The sequence below is a fragment of the Pseudoflavonifractor phocaeensis genome (genome assembly GCF_038439875.1).
Lineage (GTDB): Bacteria > Bacillota > Clostridia > Oscillospirales > Oscillospiraceae > Vermiculatibacterium.
In genome coordinates this window covers 19408-34924 of the sequence record NZ_JBCDMT010000004.1, presented here as the reverse complement: position 1 = coordinate 34924, position 15517 = coordinate 19408, and the positions used below count along the sequence as shown (strand labels likewise).

Genomic DNA, 15517 nt, shown 5'->3' with positions numbered 1-15517 from the left:
ATATGGGTATGGAAGAGGACATGCAGGCGCTGTGCACCGCCAATGAATTCATGAACCACAACCACATCAAGCTTAAGGAGCTGAGCGAGGGCCGGGCCGTTATGGAGCTCACCGTCGTCAAGGAGAGCCTGAATCCCTACGGCATCGTTCACGGCGGCGCCCTCTATACCATGGGGGACTGCGCCTCCGGCATCGCCGCCCGCAGCGACGGGCGGCGGTATGTCACCCTCTCCAGCAGCCTGAACTTCCTGCGCAGCGGCAAGGAGGGAGACACCATCCAGGCCGTGGGCCAGGTCCGCCACCGGGGCCGCACCACCTGTTATGTGGATGTGGACATCTTGGGGCCCGACGGCAGACTGCTGGCCAGCGGGAATTACACCTTCTTCTGCATCTCGGCGGAAAAATGAAATCCATAAAAAGGCGGCGCCTATGGGCGCCGCCTTTTCTTATTCCGATACCGGCGGACCCTCGTCCGCCACCACGAAGCAGTCCCGGCCCTTTTCCTTGGCCTGATAGAGGGCCTTATCCGCCCGGGCATACAGCTCATCGTAGGTCTCCCCCGGCCGGACCAGGGCGGCGCCCATGCTCACCGTGACGCAGTTCCCGTCCAGGAGGCGGAGCTCACGCACCCGCTCCCGGATTACCGCGCAGCGCTTGTCCAGCGCTTCCCGCGCCCCCACGCCGGGGAGGAAGATCAAAAATTCGTCGCCGCCGGGGCGGCCCACCAAATCGTCCTCCCGGATGCTCCCGGCCACCGTCTGGGTGATCCCCACCAGAACCCGGTCCCCCTCCAGATGGCCCAGAGTGTCGTTGATGTTCTTAAAACGGTCCACATCCATGATGATCAGGGCCCCGCCCTGAGACAGTTCCGCCTCCACCCGCTCCCGGATGGTGGCGGCGTTATAAGCCCGAGTCAGGCTGTCCCGCTGGGCCAGAGCCAGCAGGCTGTCCTTTTCCCGCCTCTCGTCGTCGATCAGGTTGAGCTTTCCGATGCTGTACACCGGCCGGTCCCCGTCCCGGACCGTCTGCATGGCCAGCCGGATCCAGTGCTCCGTCCCGTCCACACAGAGGAGCGCCACCTCGTCGACCCCGTCCCGCTGGGCCCGCAGCTGGCGGATCAGCTCCCGGCGGGTCCGTTTCTGGGCCGCCGTGGGGTCCTCCGCGTCATAGGCCAGCAGCACGCGCAGGGGCCTCAACTCCCCCTCCGGGTATGTGAGGGTAAGCTGTCCGCTTCGGTAGTCATACTCGAAAAACACGTCGTTCACCAGCGCGTAGATCTGACGGTGCTTCTCCATCTCCAGCGCCAGCCGGCGGTTCGCCTTTGTCCTCTGGTGCTGGATGGTCAGGATCATGACGATGATGAGCCCCGCCAGGGCCACCACCCCGGCCACCACGGCCACCGGATTCTCCTCAATGAGCTGCCGAACCGTCAGCGGCGATGAGATGGCGATATTCTGGGTCACGATGGACTGGATATTCTCATCCGGCAGGGACAGGATGGCCCGGTTCAGGATGGAGATCAGCCCGGACTCTCTGGGACTGACCAGCCCGCAGGTGATCTGCCGGATCTCTCCGGGGGTTGGGATGACCCGAAGCCGGTTATAGCCGGACTGGTTCCGGTAATACTGGGCGGTATAGCTGTCCACGATGGCACAGTCCGCCTCTCCGTCCGCCACCGCCTGCACACACAGACTGGCCGCCGAGTAGAGCAGTTCCTCGCCGCCGGTGATCCCCCGGTAGGGGCTGTCCATGGAAAGGGCCACCCGCTTTCCCTCCGTGGTCCCGTCCGGGTCGGCCGTGACCATGGAATAGCCGCTGGAGAGGAAGGGCCGGAGCAGGGAAAAGTCAAACTGCCGGGCCAGCTCATAGCTGTATGGGATCCCGGCGATCAGCTCCACGTCCCCCGACGCGGCGACCTCAAACAAGTGCTTGGATTCCGGCACCGGCACGAACGACAGCTCAAGCCCCGTTACCTCCGCCACCTGCCGCAGAAGGTCCACCGCGATCCCCCGCAGCTCGCCCTGCTCGTCCCGCCACTGGTATGGAGGCCAGTCCTCCAGCACCCCTACCCGCAGGACGCCCAGATCCTTGATGTATGCCTTCTCCGCCTCCGAGAGGGTAAAAGACCGGGTTCCGGTGGAGGGAAAATATTTCTCCATCAGCTCCGTCATAAACGTGGGGTTGCTCTGGGCAATGTCATGGATCGCCTGGTTGAGCTGGCTCATCATGTCGTTGTCCCAGTCCTTCCGGCTGGCGAAATACACCGGCTTGGAGGCAAAGGCGGCAATCGTCTTCACGTTCGCGATGGCGTTCATACTGGTGTTGAGCAGGGCGTCGGCACGGCCCTCCCGCACCGCCGCCACCTGCTCTTCTTCCGTGCCGCACGGGACAAAGGAGAGATGGAAGCGGTTGATGGAGCAGTAATCCCTCAGCTCCCGGGCGTACTGCCCCTCCGGGTTGCCGGCCGCCACCCGAAGATCCTGCCACACCTGGGAATTGATCGCAAATTCCGACGCCATATCATCGGGGACCTGGAGCACCGTCTCCACCATCCCATAGTTGTAAGAGGAAAAGCTGTACCGCTCCGCCATTTGGTCGCTGTACAGCATGGCGCCCATCAGATCCACCGTTCCCTCGTCCAGCATCTCCATGAGCGTGACGAGCTGTTCCTGAACGTCCTCCCCGGGGACCTCCACAAACTCATAGTCCCAGCCTGTGTACTGCGCGACCTCCTCCAGAAATTCATAGGTATAGCCGGTGTACCTGCCTTCTCCGTCCTTGTCGGTGATCCCTTTCTGGATCGGATAGGCCACCCGGACCGTGGCTTGGTCCTTCACCGAGGCCGAAGCCGCCGGAAGCAGGGACGGTGCCAGGACAGCCAGCAGGGCCAGGGCCAGGGCGGCCGCTCTCACCTTTTGATGTTGTCCGCGCACAAGCCCTCACCTCCCTGTTTTCCTGTCCCGATCCGTTTTTTAAACCGGGGTCACCCGGATCTGCTCCATCAAACCGCCGATTTTCCCCGTCAGGATCAAGTCCGCCCGGCTGTCGTAGGGGGTGGGCGTCTTGTTGATCAGCACCAGCCGGTGGCCCCGGTAGTAGTTGATCAGCCCCGCCGCCGGGTAGACCGCCAGCGAGGTCCCGCCCACCATCAGCAGGTCGGCCTCTTCGATATAACGCACCGCCGTCTCCAGGGTACGGCCGTCCAAAGGCTCCTCGTAGAGGACCACGTCCGGCTTTACCACACCCCCGCAGGCGTCACAGCGGGGGACCCCATCCGCCTCCTTGACATAAGCGGCATCAAACGCCTTATGGCAGTGCTGACAGTAATTGCGGCGCACGCTGCCGTGGAGCTCCAGCACGTTCCGGCTCCCGGCGTCCTGGTGAAGCCCATCTATATTCTGGGTCAGCACCGCGGCCAAATGTCCCGCCGCCTCCAGCTCCGCCAGCTTTTTGTGAGCGGCGTTGGGCTTGGCGTCCAGATAAAGCATTTTATCCCGATAAAAGCGAAAAAAATCCTCCGGCCGGGACATAAAAAAGCTGTGGCTGATAATAGTCTCCGGAGGGAAATCATACTTCTGGTGATACAGCCCGTCCACACTGCGGAAATCCGGGATCCCGCTCTCCGTGGATACCCCGGCGCCGCCAAAGAAGACGGCACGGCGGCTCTCATCCAGCCACTTCTGTAATATTTGCAATTCTTCCAAGCGTGCCGCCTCCCCAAAAAACATCTTTTATGCCAATAAAGCATGATCCATTATAATACAAAAGGTGGAGCGGCGCAATAACGTTCCATTGTAATGGAACGCTTCTTTTCACAAAAATGGCTTGTTTCACGCACTAATATTCCTTTTCCGTCCCACACAATAAAGTGGGCGGGCGGTCCAAAGACCGCCCGCCCATGAAATGCTTGTCGGAGCTTATTCGCCCTCGTGGTCGCAGCCGCACTCGTCGTCACTGAGGTCGATGGCAAACTTCTCATTGCAGCTGGGACACTGGACCGTGCCGGACTCCAGCACAGTCTCGTCGATCTCCAGGTCCTCCCCGCAGTTGGGGCACTCCACCTCGAAGAAATCCTCATCGCCGCAGCAGCAATCGTCGTCGTCATCCTCGTCGTAGACCAGCTCTTCCACGTCGGCCAGGTCGTCGGACACCGCGTCCAGCTCCTCGCCCAGAGCCACGGCGTTCTCCTCCAGATCCTCCAGGGAGAGGCCCACTTCCTCCAGGATGCCGATCATCACAGAGATGAGCTTGCCCTCCTTGGATTTCTCAGTATCCAGGCCCAGGCCCTCGGCCAGTCCTTTCAGGTACGCGACCTTCTCAGAAATCGTCATATCGAAACTCCTTTCAGCGGCGGGCCTTCCAGGGCCCGGCTAGCGGCCACATTCGCCGTGGCCTCGCGGTAGGGCAGACAAGGTGTCTGCCGCTCAATCCGTCTGTGGGCAATCAGCCCTTGCAGCGCTCCAGGTACTCGCCGGTGCGGGTGTCGATCTTGATGCGGTCGCCGGGGTTGATGAAGAGGGGCACCTTGATCTCGGCGCCGGTCTCCACGGTGGCCGGCTTGGTGACGTTGGTGGCGGTGTCGCCCTTGAAGCCGGGGTCGGTCTCGGTGACCTCCAGCTCCACAAAGTTGGGAGCCTCCACGCCCACGACCTTCTCCTTGTAGATCATCAGCTTGCACATGGTCTCCTCCTTGACGAAGGCAAAACCGTCAGGCAGGTCGGCCTTGGACACGGGGACCATATCAAAGGTCTCCTGGTCCATAAAGTAGTACAGGTCGCCGTCGTTGTAGCTGTACTGGGCGTCCTTGCGCTCGATATAGGCGCTCTCGAACTTGGCGGTGGGGTTGAAAGAAGTCTCGGTCACGCCGCCGTTGAGCACGTTCTTCATCTTGGTCCGCACAAAGGCGGCGCCCTTTCCGGGCTTCACGTGCTGAAACTCGACGACCTGCATGACCTGTCCGTCCATCTCAAAGGTCACACCATTGCGAAACTCACTGGCAGTAATCGTAGGCATGGGTATTCATCCTCCAAAAAACATTTTAAATAAAATCAGGCGATGATATTTTACCCTATATACAAAGGATTTGCAAGGGCTTTTGTACCAAAAGGCAAAAAACAGTGAAAAATGAAGCCTCTCCCTCCCCGGTCCCGCCCAAGACCGCGCCCTCACTTTCCAGTTGACAGGCGCTTTAAAATATGTTAATATAATTTTCGCATCTGACCGACCTCGCCCACAGGGGACATACGTGGAGAGATGTCCGAGTGGTTTAAGGAGCCAGTCTTGAAAACTGGTGACTCCGCAAGGGGCCGTGGGTTCGAATCCCACTCTCTCCGCCACGAAATATGATCCGTCAGGTGTCGATACATTCGGCTTGGAGAAGTACCCAAGTGGCCGAAGGGGCTCCCCTGCTAAGGGAGTAGGGCGGGAAACCGTCGCGAGGGTTCAAATCCCTCCTTCTCCGCCAAATCCCGAGACATTGAGAAATCAGTGTTTCGGGATTTTTTCTTACCCGTGCAATGGATTCGTGGTTTCGCAACTGAATCACCGCTTCCATTCACGGCAACTTATTTCCGCTAGAAAATCAAAAAATTGCACACGATTTTGCACATGAAATTATTTGGCCTTGCCCCCGAACAGGAATAACAAAAACGCCCAACCCCGGAACTAAATCCAGGGTGGGGCTTTTTTATCATGTCTTTGCCACCTGATGGGCGGCGGTGTCCCGTAAAAAGTCGACGTACTCAGCCTGAGCGTTCCGAGCCTTTTCCATAGCCGCCTCCACGTCGCCGTTGGTGTGTTGCCCGGTGAGTTTCTTCGCCGCCACCAGAGACAGGGCGCAGGTCGCCGACATCATCTCCATGGACAGGCGGCTTTCCTGCTCTCTCACCCTGGCCCGCCGCTCCACCCTCTCCCGGTCTTCCGCGGACTGGGCCTCCGCCCGTTTGCGGTCTTTGGCCGCCCGGGCCTCGATGAGCGCCACTGCTATCGTGCCGGCGGCGGCAATCATCGCACAGATGACGGCCTCCATCTTACGCCCCCTTGTTGAGCTGCTTGTACACCTGGTTGATGCCGGTGGCGGCAAACCCGCTCACGATGCCCACGGCCACCGCGGTGAAGTAATCGGTGGCCGGGAACTCCGGGATGTGGTAATACAGCGCCACAGGCCCCAGGATGCCACCCAGGACGCCGCAGATGACGGGCAGCCACTTGTTGTCCAGAGACGTAGCCTTGACCACCTGGGCCACCAGGAAACAGATCACCGTAATGGCCGCCACGCTGGCCACACCCAAAGAAGAAATATCCATACTATGTACCTCCTAAATTCTGCCCTTGAGGGCATTGTAAAGCATCTGGCAAACCTCGGCCCTGGTGGCGGGGTCCTCCGGGCGGCTTCCGTCTGCTGTGATCCCGTGCGCAACTGCCCAAGCCACAGCCTCGGCGTACCAGGGGGCCTCCTGGGGTTTCTCCGGCTCCGTGCCATCTTCCCAGGCCACGCCCAGGTAGTCACAGATGCCCGCCGCCGTGGCCCGGGCCAGCTTGTCCCGGTAGGCGCTGTCCTTCAGGATCGCCACATCGGCCTTGTTGGTGTGAAAGCCGTACTCGATGAGCACCGCCGGGGCGTTGGTCTTGGCCAGCACCGTGTACTCGATGTTGTGAGCCAGACCGGCGCTGTGGAGCCCCACCCCCGCCGCCTCCATACGCGCCAGGATGGCTTTGGCGGCCTTGTTCCGCCCGGCGCTGTCCCCGGCCATGGAGGTGTAGATCAGCAGCCCGGAGGCGGCGTCCCACCCGCCGGAGCCAAAGGCGTTGGTGTGGAGGCTGACAAAGAGGTCCGCCCCGGCGTCGTTGCTCACCTTGGCCCGATCCGTCAGGCTGGGCTTTGTGTTCTCCGTCCGGGTGACGATGACCTTCACCCCCCGGGCCTCCAGCAGGGGCCGCACCCGGGTATACATGTCCCAGGCAAACTCCCGCTCCTTGTAAGACCCGTCCGGGGAGCCGTTCACCGTATCCGGCCCGTGGCCGGGGTCCAGGCACGCGATCTTTGTATCCATAGGCTTGTCCTCCTTTTCGTTATGTTTCAGCCACACGCAGATGTAATTGTTAACCCTCCGGCTGGAGTTGATGACCGCTCCCTCGCCCAGGTCACATTGGGAGCTGCCTCCGCTGTCCAGCATGAGGGCGGTCACGGCCCCCAGGGCATACAGCTCGGCCCGGAGCTCCTCCGGCGTTTTCCTGTCCGCCGTTCCGTCCCCGGAGCAGTACAGGATCAGGCTGTCTTCTGTCAGGGCCATGGCCGTCCGCCCCCGCTTGCCCCCCAGCTCCGCCGGGTAGCTCAGCTTGGCGCCGATGCCGTCCCAGGGGGTCAGTAGAGGCACACAGGTGATGTAATTGGCCTTCCCGGCCGCCTCGTGGGGAATGGGCACCATGGAGATGTCCGGCCCGGTGTTCCAGGCATATCCCCAGGCCCCCCAGGCCTCCTTGGCGCAGACGGTCCCAGCCACCTTCAGGTGGGAAACCGGCTTCCCGCTGCCGAAGTCATAAAGCCCGCCGTTGATGATGCAGTCACAGCCGCGGGCCGCCTTGACCTGGGCCAGAGACCGCCCCCCGGCGAAGGCCACGGAGATCCGCTCCACCTGGGACAGAGGGATGGTCTTGACGCACTTACTCATCTCCGCCCTCCCCCACGATCTCGTCGTACTCTTCCTGTGTGATCCGTCCCAGCTCCAGCAGCTTGCCCAGCCGTTCCAGCGGCCACAGACGTGGATAGTATTTCTTCGCCATCTCGTACACGCTCACAGCGCCACACCTCCCATCGCCGCCAGGAAGTCCACGTCGGCCCGGAGGCGTTCCGTCTCCGTGGGCTCCGGTGCGGGCGGTTCCGGCTTTTCGGTGGGCGTGATGCCCACCAGCTTCCCGTCCCGGATGTCCAGGTCACAATAGCCCCCGGTGTCCCAGGCTAAGGCCTCCAGGTGGGGCGGGACCTCTATATAACCGGGGAGCCAGCACACTCGCCGGTGGCTTTGGGCCTGTATGCCTCGACCGCCTTCCTGGCTTGCTTGCAATTCAATGATAGTCATAGGCGTTCCCTCCTATTTAACGAAACGCAACGTAATAGTATACATTCCCTCTATTTAGCAGCTTATTTGCTTCAAAAGAAAACCCGGAGTCAGTAAATGTCATCATACCCGAAGAAACCGTCACACTGCTGCTCCGTCCAGATCTGGCGGCGTCTTGCCCTTCGAAAGCCATCAACATTGTTGCATTGCTGATATTCGGATCAATGGCAAACACAGCTTTAGGCTTAAATCCCAAATCTACCGCAAACGCTTGGTTCTCTATATTTAGAAAGGAGCCGGACACAATGTCCGTATCCCACTCCGGCCTGACCCACAGCCAGCCGTCCTTCGGGCAATAGCCGTAGACCCCTGTGGACGTGATCTCCCGGCCCGCCACCGCTCCTGGTAGCTCTGCCACGCCGTCGAAGATGACCTCGACCTCCCAGCCCGCTTCGCCGCTCTGGAGGGCGATGCACTGACTGGACTCGTCGGTGAAGCCGCCCGCTATCTGGTCGCCGGACACTTCGAGGATGGTGGCGGTGCCGTAGTTGGAGTTGGCTACATCAGCATAGGCGACAATAAATTGGGTAGCAGAAATTGCCGCCGCTGAAGCGTAATCGGCTCTCGCATTATCGTTGTAGGAATATCTGGTATTTTCACTTAGCTCTGTTCCGTTCTTCTCCAGCACACAAGCATTTCCGTTGGAAGTTGTGTAAACTATTGATGTACCTACCTTAAAGATGTCACCTGTTCCGCGGTCTAAAAGAACGAGTGTGGTACCTACGGGTGTAATTGCCGCTTCGTTGATAGACAAAACGGCAACACCTGAGTTTACATTATTAACCCATCTCACTATGACATCCCCATTATCTTCGCAACAAGATGTACTCGTTGTGTTCCCATCAAAAAACGTCACAACGCTTCCCCACGTCACCACATTGGCGCTGCTGATAGTGGCGATCACTGCCTTGCCCTTGTTGCCGTCTCCCGCATCCACGAAGCACACGCACACCCGCTTGTTTCCGCTGGGATCATCCGGGAGGGGGGTGGCGGAGATGTAGGCCGCCGACGTATTCCCAGGCAGGCGGACTCTTGAGGAAGCCATAGACGCAGTTATACCGCTGACAGAATACGCTGCCGCTGTTAGCCCGCTATCGTTAAATACGGCTAAAAACAATTCTTCCGAAAGAGGTACCACAGCGCAGTTCGACGTCTTGTCAATAAGCCTGCTTACCGCGCCACAAGTAATAGTTGTGCCGCTCACTTCACATACCGCAAAGTAGGGGGCATTTGATACCGCATACCCCACCACGAACTTTGTGTCACTCAGGCGGGCGCAAGAAAAGTTGGAGACCTCCCCACTTTGAAACGTACATATGTCAGATGCAGGAACTACTTTACCATCGACAACGTTGATAACAACGGCCTGCCCAGAGTTGGAAAAACTGTAGCAGGCGACGCCAAGAGTATCAGTAAGCATACAGATACCGTTTCCTGTTATAGCCGCATTTTTGTACACCGTCTCCACATTTGCCACCGGCGTGACGGTCTTTCCCACGCTCCCATCCGCCTGAACGTCCACCACGTCCCCGGCGGTGACGGTCTGTCCCCCCGCCACGGGATAGGTCCCGATGATGTTGGGCCGGGCCTTGGCGACCGTTGAGGAGATGCCCCCCAGCTCTCTTGCGATTTCCGCAAGCTGCGCCTCCGCCGTAACCCCGCTCTCGGTCATGACCGCCTTGGCCCATGTCCGGGGAAGAATCTGGTTTCCGCTCCCGTCCACCAGCGTTTTGATGTACGCATTCACCTGGTTTCGCACCCCGGCCGTCAGTGCTTTGCTTTTCGCCTTATTGCTGTTCATGATGTCCCTCCTAAAGGTTTAATTTCCCACTGTAAATCCGTAGTGTTCCGCTGGCGGCTCCCGTACCATATTGTTGGGTTGTAAACTTCAGAGACACGGCAGGATTATTTTTTACATCCAAAGAATAATAAGAATCTGGAATGTCCCTAAAATATCGCTGATCACCATTCGGCACAAGGATGAAAAACACTCTGGCTTTATTTGTCCTGCTGGCTGGGCGAGTCGAGCTGGTAGTTACTGCGGATACAGAAACATTTCCGATCTTAATTGAGCCAACGCTTACATCCACTTGGGTGTAGGCCGCTTGACTGCCCGATTCTCCGGCCGTAGTTTTTACCGCAGTAGCCTCTCCTTCCATTTCAACGATGAGCATATCTACGCCGTCATCGGAAAGCACTCCCAGTTCTTTTGTCTGGACTGCGTTCTGAGCACCTGTGAAGTCAAACGCCACTTTAATTTGAAGCGTCCACTCAATTCCGCCGCCGTAGATGGGATCCACAGCTATCTTACCCATGCGCCCACCCCCTTTGGGGGGTCAGTCCGCGTCTGTCAGCCTCACATAATACACATCTATTGTTACACCCGTATTCGACGGTCCTATCACTGCCGGGTAAGCATATAAGCCGCCGCCCCTCGATAGCGGATATGCGTACCATTGCTTTTGGTTCGACCTGTCGAGAAATCCCACGCTCGTTACGTCTCCATAAAAGCCCAGGATCAAATCCCCCAAAACCGGCTCGATGCCCGCCGCATTTACGAGATGAGAAACGTCGATTCCCGTATACATGCTGGAGGTGACCTTTGCCGTGCCAAGGTATTTCAGCAGCTTGGATTTGCCTCCTCCCAGGGACTTCACGCTTACTGTGCCCACAGCGTCCGCCCCCTTGTGCAAGGCGCCCAAGGCTTACAGAGCGCCCCCCCCCCCCGGTAATTTCTGGAAATTATCAACTCTTTGTTCATTTTGCTACCTCCGCTTCCGGCGTCACCGCCGCCACCAGTTCGGTGTACTCCTCGTCGCTGAGACGGCCCAGCGCATAGGTCAGATCAAACTTGAGCGCAAGGTCGGCCGTATCCCGCCCCAACCTCTGATACATGCCCATCAGCGTCTTATAGATAATAAAGGTACTGTTCATATCGTTTCCCTCCTAAAGTAATTTTTTACCCCACATTCGGATAGTCCCCCTCGCGGAAGCCGTTATATACTGCCCCCACAATCCTACCCGCACCGGATTGCCCGCGGTAACGGCCTTGCTTGGATTAGTGCCCGTCATCACGAAAAACGTCCCGCTCCCATCTCCAAGCAGCACGCTTCTGAACAATGCCGTCTGAACCTTCGGACGTAATAGGCAGTCCGCGTCACCACATTTCAGCGCCGCTGTGAGGCCCACCCCCTCTTGGGGTCAACGGAAGGGTCCCGGGCCTCACGCGAGCCGAAGAAGAGCGATACTCGCGCTTCCGTAGCCGCCACGTCCGGCAAATTCAATGTTGTTCGCCGGAGCCGTCGCAAAGATGGCCCCGTCCACGTAGATCGTGGCCGTGTCTCCGGCCACCTCGACCACCACTGGTTTGCATCCATACCTGTCCCGGCTCCCGGAGCACAGGACTTCTCCGGCCAGGTAGAGGTTTTGATACGCGCCGCCGGATGACCCGCAAACGGCGACCCCCACCCACAGCGTTCCACCTGAAAGGTCGAACGCGCTGTTCGCGCCATTTGCATATAGGCAGAACCGCCAAAGCGCCGCCCAGGCTGCCGCGTCTTTGTAGGGAAGGTCCATGCCGCCGCCACCCACCGCCATAACAGGGATCTTAGCCATGCCAAGGCCCCCTTTTGGGCAGGGTGCCCAACTCTAGATTTGAGCACCCCCCCCCCGTACCATTTTCTGGTAATTGTGCACTTTACCCATGTTTTGCTCCTTCCCCGCCGAGGCCCAGTTCCACGAGGCTGAGCCGGTATTCATGATCGGCCACCATTTCTGCCGTGGCCTCCTCCAAGGTCATCTCCGCTGGGGCAGGCTCCGGGCCAGGGACAGGCACCGGCTGGCTCGTGATGACCAGCGTGTTCCCCGCCATCTCGTGCCGGGCGTATCCGCTCACGTCGATCTCACGCAGGAGGAAGCCGTCGTCGGTATAGAGCCCAACCATTCCCCCCAGCTCCTCCGGCCCGCCGTCCGGCAGGCAGAACCGCAGCGGGTCCCCCTCCAGCGTGGGGGTACCGGTACAGCGGTAACGCTGGCCGTTCGTCTCAATGTACATCAGTTTTCCCCCTTTAGTCTGGTATCTCGATTTGTTGGAGCATAGCAAAGCTGGCCGCATTTATGGAGTCGGCGTGATACCCTACCGCAAATGGGCTAGTGTCCATAGTGATCACTATTTTCCCGCTTGAAATGGAAGCGTCCCAAAACTTGAAACTTGGCATGCTGGAAACTGATGGCATAAAGCCATTTCGTTCTTGTGCTAATTGCGCGGTGGTAGATGGGCGTAAAGTTACAGATGTCTCGCTGTCTACTGATATACATGTATAAAATGCAACGGAAAAATCATTGTAATCGTTGTGACATCGCAGTTGCATGACATAATACCCGGGCACAGCAGGCAGATCCGAGATGTTAAATTTTGCAGTAATGGTTAATTTTCCAGAGATTTCTCCCCACACGGTTTTTGCTCCGTTTCCGCCGGACAGTCTCCGCACGTCTGCCTTCCCCATCACCGCACCCCCTTGATCGTGATTTGGAAGGAAACCTCCGGCTTCTCCTTATAGCAAGTGAGTTTCACGCCGCCGTCCACCGTCTCCGCGTCTCCATTCATGGGCGTGATGCAGTTGTAGGCTTTGGTCACGGCCTCCACGGCGGTACGGTCTGCCGGTGTCACCGGGCCGATAAACAAATGCTCATCCTCCGCCGTCACCCCGGCCACGCTCACCGTCTGCTCCCACGGCCCGCTCCCGGTCCACGCCGCCACATCCACCGTCACCGTCACAGGCGCCACCAGGATGGCAGCTCCCACGTCCTCAGCCGTCGGCACCCACGTGACCGGCCTGAAATCCGCCGGCGTATGCCCCTGGAGCATGTCCGCGTCCACTGGCACCGGATCCGCCATCTCTTCATCCACCGCCCGGAAGAACCCCGCAGCCGCGTGGGCGTTCAAGTCCTCGTTGTGGGCCTGCACCGCCGCGTCCGCCGTGCCACCGGGCACATTGTCCGGAGAAAGCTTTCCCGTCTCATCCAGCGCGGCCACCCCGCCGGGCGCGCCCTTATCCGAAAGTGGGATATAGTCCAAGTTGGGTAGCTGTTCCGGCTTGACTTTCTTTGTCTCAGGGTCCAGGGCCGCCTTCCCCGTCTCCAATTCATGAAGAGCACTGTCGATAGCCGCCATATTTTCATTCTGGTCTTGGACGTCGTAAAAATCCTCCACACCCGGCTGTTTCAGCCCGTAGTGTTCCGTCGTCTCCATCAGGTCAACACCTCGTTTCTCAGTTGGTCATGGGTCCATCTGGACAGCTGACCGTGGGTGAACCCTTCCAGCGTCCCATACTGGTTGTACTTCAGCTCCAGATCAATGATAATGTTCGCCGGGGCAACCCGCCGTAAAAGGGCCCCCACGTCATCAAAGTTGCTCTTGGCCGTCAGCGCCACCCGGACGGTGAGCAGGTAAGTCCCCTGGTCCATGGAGACGGTATAGCCATCAGGGCCGCACAGGTCGGCCATCTGCTGCCGCAGGGCCGGTAGAGTAAAGGGCAGCCGCTCGTTCATCCGGGCCTTTACCCGGAAGCGCCGGTCCTCCAGCGTGTCGGTCCCCTTGGGGGTGATACTCAGGATCTTCTCCCGCCGGGCAATCCCGGACTCCCTGGCGTCCTCGATGAACTGATCATCCAAGGCCGCCTCCACCGCCGCCCAAACATCTTCCAGCACAGTCTGCTGTCCTTCACAGATGGCCCGCAGTTCCCGTACCGGCTGGAGAATAGGCGGGAGGTAGTCCAATAATCGTCTATCCACTGATCTCACCCCTCACCGGGATCTGGTCGGATCCCAGCGCCAGATTCTTGGCCGAGTCGTTGAGGGTGGTGCCGCTCACATCCACTACGCCGGGACAGGAGAGCAGATTCGTATCCACACCACTGACTCGGACTACCAAGGGCTCCTCACTCCCCGCCCATGTCTTGGAGAGTTCAAGGAGATATCCTTCCACAGCAGCCTCCGCATAAGGACGCACGGCCTCCCAGTCCCACCCATCTTGATAGGTCAGAGTGGCTGCGATGTTCACTGGCACGGACTCCACCCCCCGTACGGTAACGAAGTGGCCGATAGGGGCCAGTCCCAGGCCCTCGGCGTGGGCAGTCTCCGGGTCCACCGCCTCCTGCACCTGCCGGATCAGCTCGTCCGAGGGGGCAGTGTAGCGGTCGTCGATGAGGACCAGTCGTACCGCCCCACCCACTGTCAGGAGGCCGTCATGCGCCGCCTTGGATACCGCGTCCAGCCACGCATTGATCTCCGCCGGCACCCCTGTAAGGCCGGCCAGCCAGGCCACCAACCCAGCGGGTGGGACCAGGTCGGCGGGCTTTCCTCCGCCGTTCCACTCCCGGTATACCTTCAAGCCGCCCACGCCGGCCAGCCCTCCCACCTTGTCCAGGTAGTCGGCCACATTGCCGCCGAAAGCTTGGGCGTCCAGACTGGCAAAGTACCGCTCCCGCAGTTTCTCGGTATCCTCCTCGTCTCGAGCGGGAATCAGGATCTCCGTAAGCCGGGCGGTCTCCAGACCGGACACATACTCAATGGGCAGCAGGGTCCCGGTGTAGCCGTTGCCCGCCTCGCCCTCGGTCTCGCACTCCAGCTTGTATATTCCCGCTTCGATCCGCTCCGTCACGGTAAAGTTCAGCCCGCCGCCGGAAAACCGGGCGCCGATGGGCATGTCCAACGAGGCCGGGGCGAACTCCCCACGGCACACCGACCGGGTGGCCGGACGGGGCACGACACCCCGCTCCCCTGCCCGCTTGATAAGATAGGGCCGGCTGGCGGTGTCCGCATAGGTCTCGCTCAACACCGTGTCCAAAGCGATATACAGGTTCCTCAGCTCCACCGCGGCGGGGGCGTCGCCGTACCACACCATAGAACCCTCCCGGGTGTCGATGTTGCGGTCCAGGGCTGTGGCCGCCGCCAGCATCCGCCTCAGCAGCCCCTCATATGTAATGTCTTCGTACATCAGCTCTCCACCTCCTTTTCTGCCTTCACCGGGCCGAAGATGGTCTCCACAGTAAAGGTCACGCGCAGCTTCTTCCCATCCTGTTCGAACTGAAAGCCCTCTACGCCAGTGATGCGGCTGTCCTGGATCAGGGCCTCTTTGATGCGGCGCTTGATCTCGGACTGAACGTAACCCATAGGCCGCCCGTAGAGGTCGGCCAATTCCACACCGAAGCCCCAGGAGTGGATCAGGTGCTTGTACCGTTCCACGTTCAGCATGATATAGATGGCCTGCTCAACGGCCTCCCGCGTATCCACACGGCCCGTCAGGGTATCTGCCTCCCGGTTAAGCCGGAAGGTTCCGGAAGGCCGCTCCTTGATGGTAAAGTCCGCCGCCAGGTCCACAGTGCTCTTGGGCAGCATCT

At 59.6% G+C, this 15517-nt stretch carries 22 protein-coding genes and 2 tRNA genes; 3 read left to right on the top strand and 21 right to left on the bottom strand.

All coding sequences use genetic code 11. The annotated features are described in order from the left end of the window. The first annotated feature begins 2 nt into the window (after positions 1 to 2). Positions 3 to 407: a PaaI family thioesterase gene (locus AAEU42_RS07385; protein WP_342232899.1), complete on the top strand. Its 405-nt coding sequence runs from the start codon at positions 3 to 5 to the stop codon at positions 405 to 407. A gap of 39 nt (positions 408 to 446) precedes the next feature. Here the strand turns inward: AAEU42_RS07385 and AAEU42_RS07380 are convergent, their stop codons facing one another. The 5 genes from AAEU42_RS07380 to efp form a co-directional block, all read right to left on the bottom strand. Further along, positions 447 to 2933 carry a transporter substrate-binding domain-containing diguanylate cyclase gene (locus AAEU42_RS07380; protein WP_342232898.1) on the bottom strand — a complete coding sequence of 829 codons (2487 nt, stop codon included), beginning with the start codon at positions 2931 to 2933 and terminating at the stop codon, positions 447 to 449. Between the two features lie 39 nt (positions 2934 to 2972). Further along, entirely contained in the window at positions 2973 to 3704 is a 732-nt protein-coding gene (locus AAEU42_RS07375; protein WP_342232897.1) for an NAD-dependent protein deacylase, read from the bottom strand. Further along, complete coding sequence (locus tag AAEU42_RS07370) at positions 3667 to 3834, bottom strand: hypothetical protein (RefSeq protein WP_342232896.1); 168 nt, start codon at positions 3832 to 3834, stop codon at positions 3667 to 3669. Before AAEU42_RS07370 ends, AAEU42_RS07375 begins: the two co-directional genes overlap by 38 nt. Before the next feature lie 83 nt (positions 3835 to 3917). Then, on the bottom strand, positions 3918 to 4331 hold the full coding sequence (locus tag AAEU42_RS07365; RefSeq protein WP_342232895.1) for a CD1247 N-terminal domain-containing protein: 414 nt from the start codon (positions 4329 to 4331) through the stop codon (positions 3918 to 3920). Positions 4332 to 4443: 112 nt separating this feature from the next. Beyond that, a complete protein-coding gene (gene efp / locus AAEU42_RS07360) occupies positions 4444 to 5013 on the bottom strand; it encodes an elongation factor P (protein WP_342232894.1) in 570 nt (189 codons plus the stop codon). Between the two features lie 234 nt (positions 5014 to 5247). Here efp and AAEU42_RS07355 point away from each other — a divergent pair. Beyond that, positions 5248 to 5336, top strand: a tRNA-Ser gene (locus AAEU42_RS07355). Positions 5337 to 5373: 37 nt separating this feature from the next. Then, positions 5374 to 5464: transfer RNA gene (locus tag AAEU42_RS07350), tRNA-Ser, on the top strand. Between the two features lie 225 nt (positions 5465 to 5689). Here the strand turns inward: AAEU42_RS07350 and AAEU42_RS07345 are convergent. From AAEU42_RS07345 to AAEU42_RS07270, 16 genes are all read right to left on the bottom strand, one after another. Beyond that, positions 5690 to 6028 (bottom strand): hypothetical protein, encoded by a 339-nt coding sequence (locus tag AAEU42_RS07345; RefSeq protein ID WP_342232893.1) that lies wholly within the window; start codon positions 6026 to 6028, stop codon positions 5690 to 5692. A gap of 1 nt (position 6029) precedes the next feature. Then, entirely contained in the window at positions 6030 to 6305 is a 276-nt protein-coding gene (locus AAEU42_RS07340) for a phage holin family protein (RefSeq protein WP_342232892.1), read from the bottom strand. Positions 6306 to 6317: 12 nt separating this feature from the next. Next, positions 6318 to 7670 carry an N-acetylmuramoyl-L-alanine amidase gene (locus AAEU42_RS07335; protein ID WP_342232891.1) on the bottom strand — a complete coding sequence of 451 codons (1353 nt, stop codon included), beginning with the start codon at positions 7668 to 7670 and terminating at the stop codon, positions 6318 to 6320. Continuing rightward, the gene (locus AAEU42_RS07330) at positions 7663 to 7797 is read right to left on the bottom strand and encodes an XkdX family protein (RefSeq protein ID WP_342232890.1); all 135 of its coding nucleotides are present in this window, start codon (positions 7795 to 7797) and stop codon (positions 7663 to 7665) included. The genes AAEU42_RS07335 and AAEU42_RS07330 overlap by 8 nt, the downstream gene beginning before the upstream one ends. After that, complete coding sequence (locus tag AAEU42_RS07325; RefSeq protein ID WP_342232889.1) at positions 7794 to 8078, bottom strand: toxin-antitoxin system toxin subunit; 285 nt, start codon at positions 8076 to 8078, stop codon at positions 7794 to 7796. The genes AAEU42_RS07330 and AAEU42_RS07325 overlap by 4 nt, the downstream gene beginning before the upstream one ends. A 16-nt stretch (positions 8079 to 8094) precedes the next feature. Then, the gene (locus AAEU42_RS07320) at positions 8095 to 9918 is read right to left on the bottom strand and encodes a hypothetical protein (protein WP_342232888.1); all 1824 of its coding nucleotides are present in this window, start codon (positions 9916 to 9918) and stop codon (positions 8095 to 8097) included. 10 nt (positions 9919 to 9928) lie between these two features. Then, positions 9929 to 10432, bottom strand: a complete 504-nt coding sequence (locus tag AAEU42_RS07315; RefSeq protein WP_342232887.1) for a hypothetical protein — start codon at positions 10430 to 10432, stop codon at positions 9929 to 9931. Positions 10433 to 10453: 21 nt separating this feature from the next. Next, the gene (locus AAEU42_RS07310) at positions 10454 to 10789 is read right to left on the bottom strand and encodes a hypothetical protein (protein WP_342232886.1); all 336 of its coding nucleotides are present in this window, start codon (positions 10787 to 10789) and stop codon (positions 10454 to 10456) included. 85 nt (positions 10790 to 10874) lie between these two features. Next, positions 10875 to 11051 (bottom strand): hypothetical protein, encoded by a 177-nt coding sequence (locus tag AAEU42_RS07305; RefSeq protein WP_342232885.1) that lies wholly within the window; start codon positions 11049 to 11051, stop codon positions 10875 to 10877. A 288-nt stretch (positions 11052 to 11339) separates the two neighbouring features. Beyond that, on the bottom strand, positions 11340 to 11732 hold the full coding sequence (locus tag AAEU42_RS07300; protein ID WP_342232884.1) for a hypothetical protein: 393 nt from the start codon (positions 11730 to 11732) through the stop codon (positions 11340 to 11342). A gap of 82 nt (positions 11733 to 11814) precedes the next feature. Further along, on the bottom strand, positions 11815 to 12171 hold the full coding sequence (locus AAEU42_RS07295) for a hypothetical protein (RefSeq protein ID WP_342232883.1): 357 nt from the start codon (positions 12169 to 12171) through the stop codon (positions 11815 to 11817). A gap of 13 nt (positions 12172 to 12184) precedes the next feature. Further along, a complete protein-coding gene (locus AAEU42_RS07290; protein ID WP_342232882.1) occupies positions 12185 to 12622 on the bottom strand; it encodes a hypothetical protein in 438 nt (145 codons plus the stop codon). Continuing rightward, positions 12622 to 13368 (bottom strand): hypothetical protein, encoded by a 747-nt coding sequence (locus AAEU42_RS07285; RefSeq protein WP_342232881.1) that lies wholly within the window; start codon positions 13366 to 13368, stop codon positions 12622 to 12624. The genes AAEU42_RS07290 and AAEU42_RS07285 overlap by 1 nt, the downstream gene beginning before the upstream one ends. Next, positions 13368 to 13910 (bottom strand): putative phage tail protein, encoded by a 543-nt coding sequence (locus AAEU42_RS07280; RefSeq protein ID WP_342232880.1) that lies wholly within the window; start codon positions 13908 to 13910, stop codon positions 13368 to 13370. Before AAEU42_RS07280 ends, AAEU42_RS07285 begins: the two co-directional genes overlap by 1 nt. After that, complete coding sequence (locus tag AAEU42_RS07275) at positions 13903 to 15114, bottom strand: baseplate J/gp47 family protein (protein WP_342232879.1); 1212 nt, start codon at positions 15112 to 15114, stop codon at positions 13903 to 13905. The genes AAEU42_RS07280 and AAEU42_RS07275 overlap by 8 nt, the downstream gene beginning before the upstream one ends. Continuing rightward, positions 15114 to 15515, bottom strand: a complete 402-nt coding sequence (locus AAEU42_RS07270; RefSeq protein ID WP_342232878.1) for a DUF2634 domain-containing protein — start codon at positions 15513 to 15515, stop codon at positions 15114 to 15116. The genes AAEU42_RS07275 and AAEU42_RS07270 overlap by 1 nt, the downstream gene beginning before the upstream one ends. Positions 15516 to 15517: the final 2 nt, after the last annotated feature.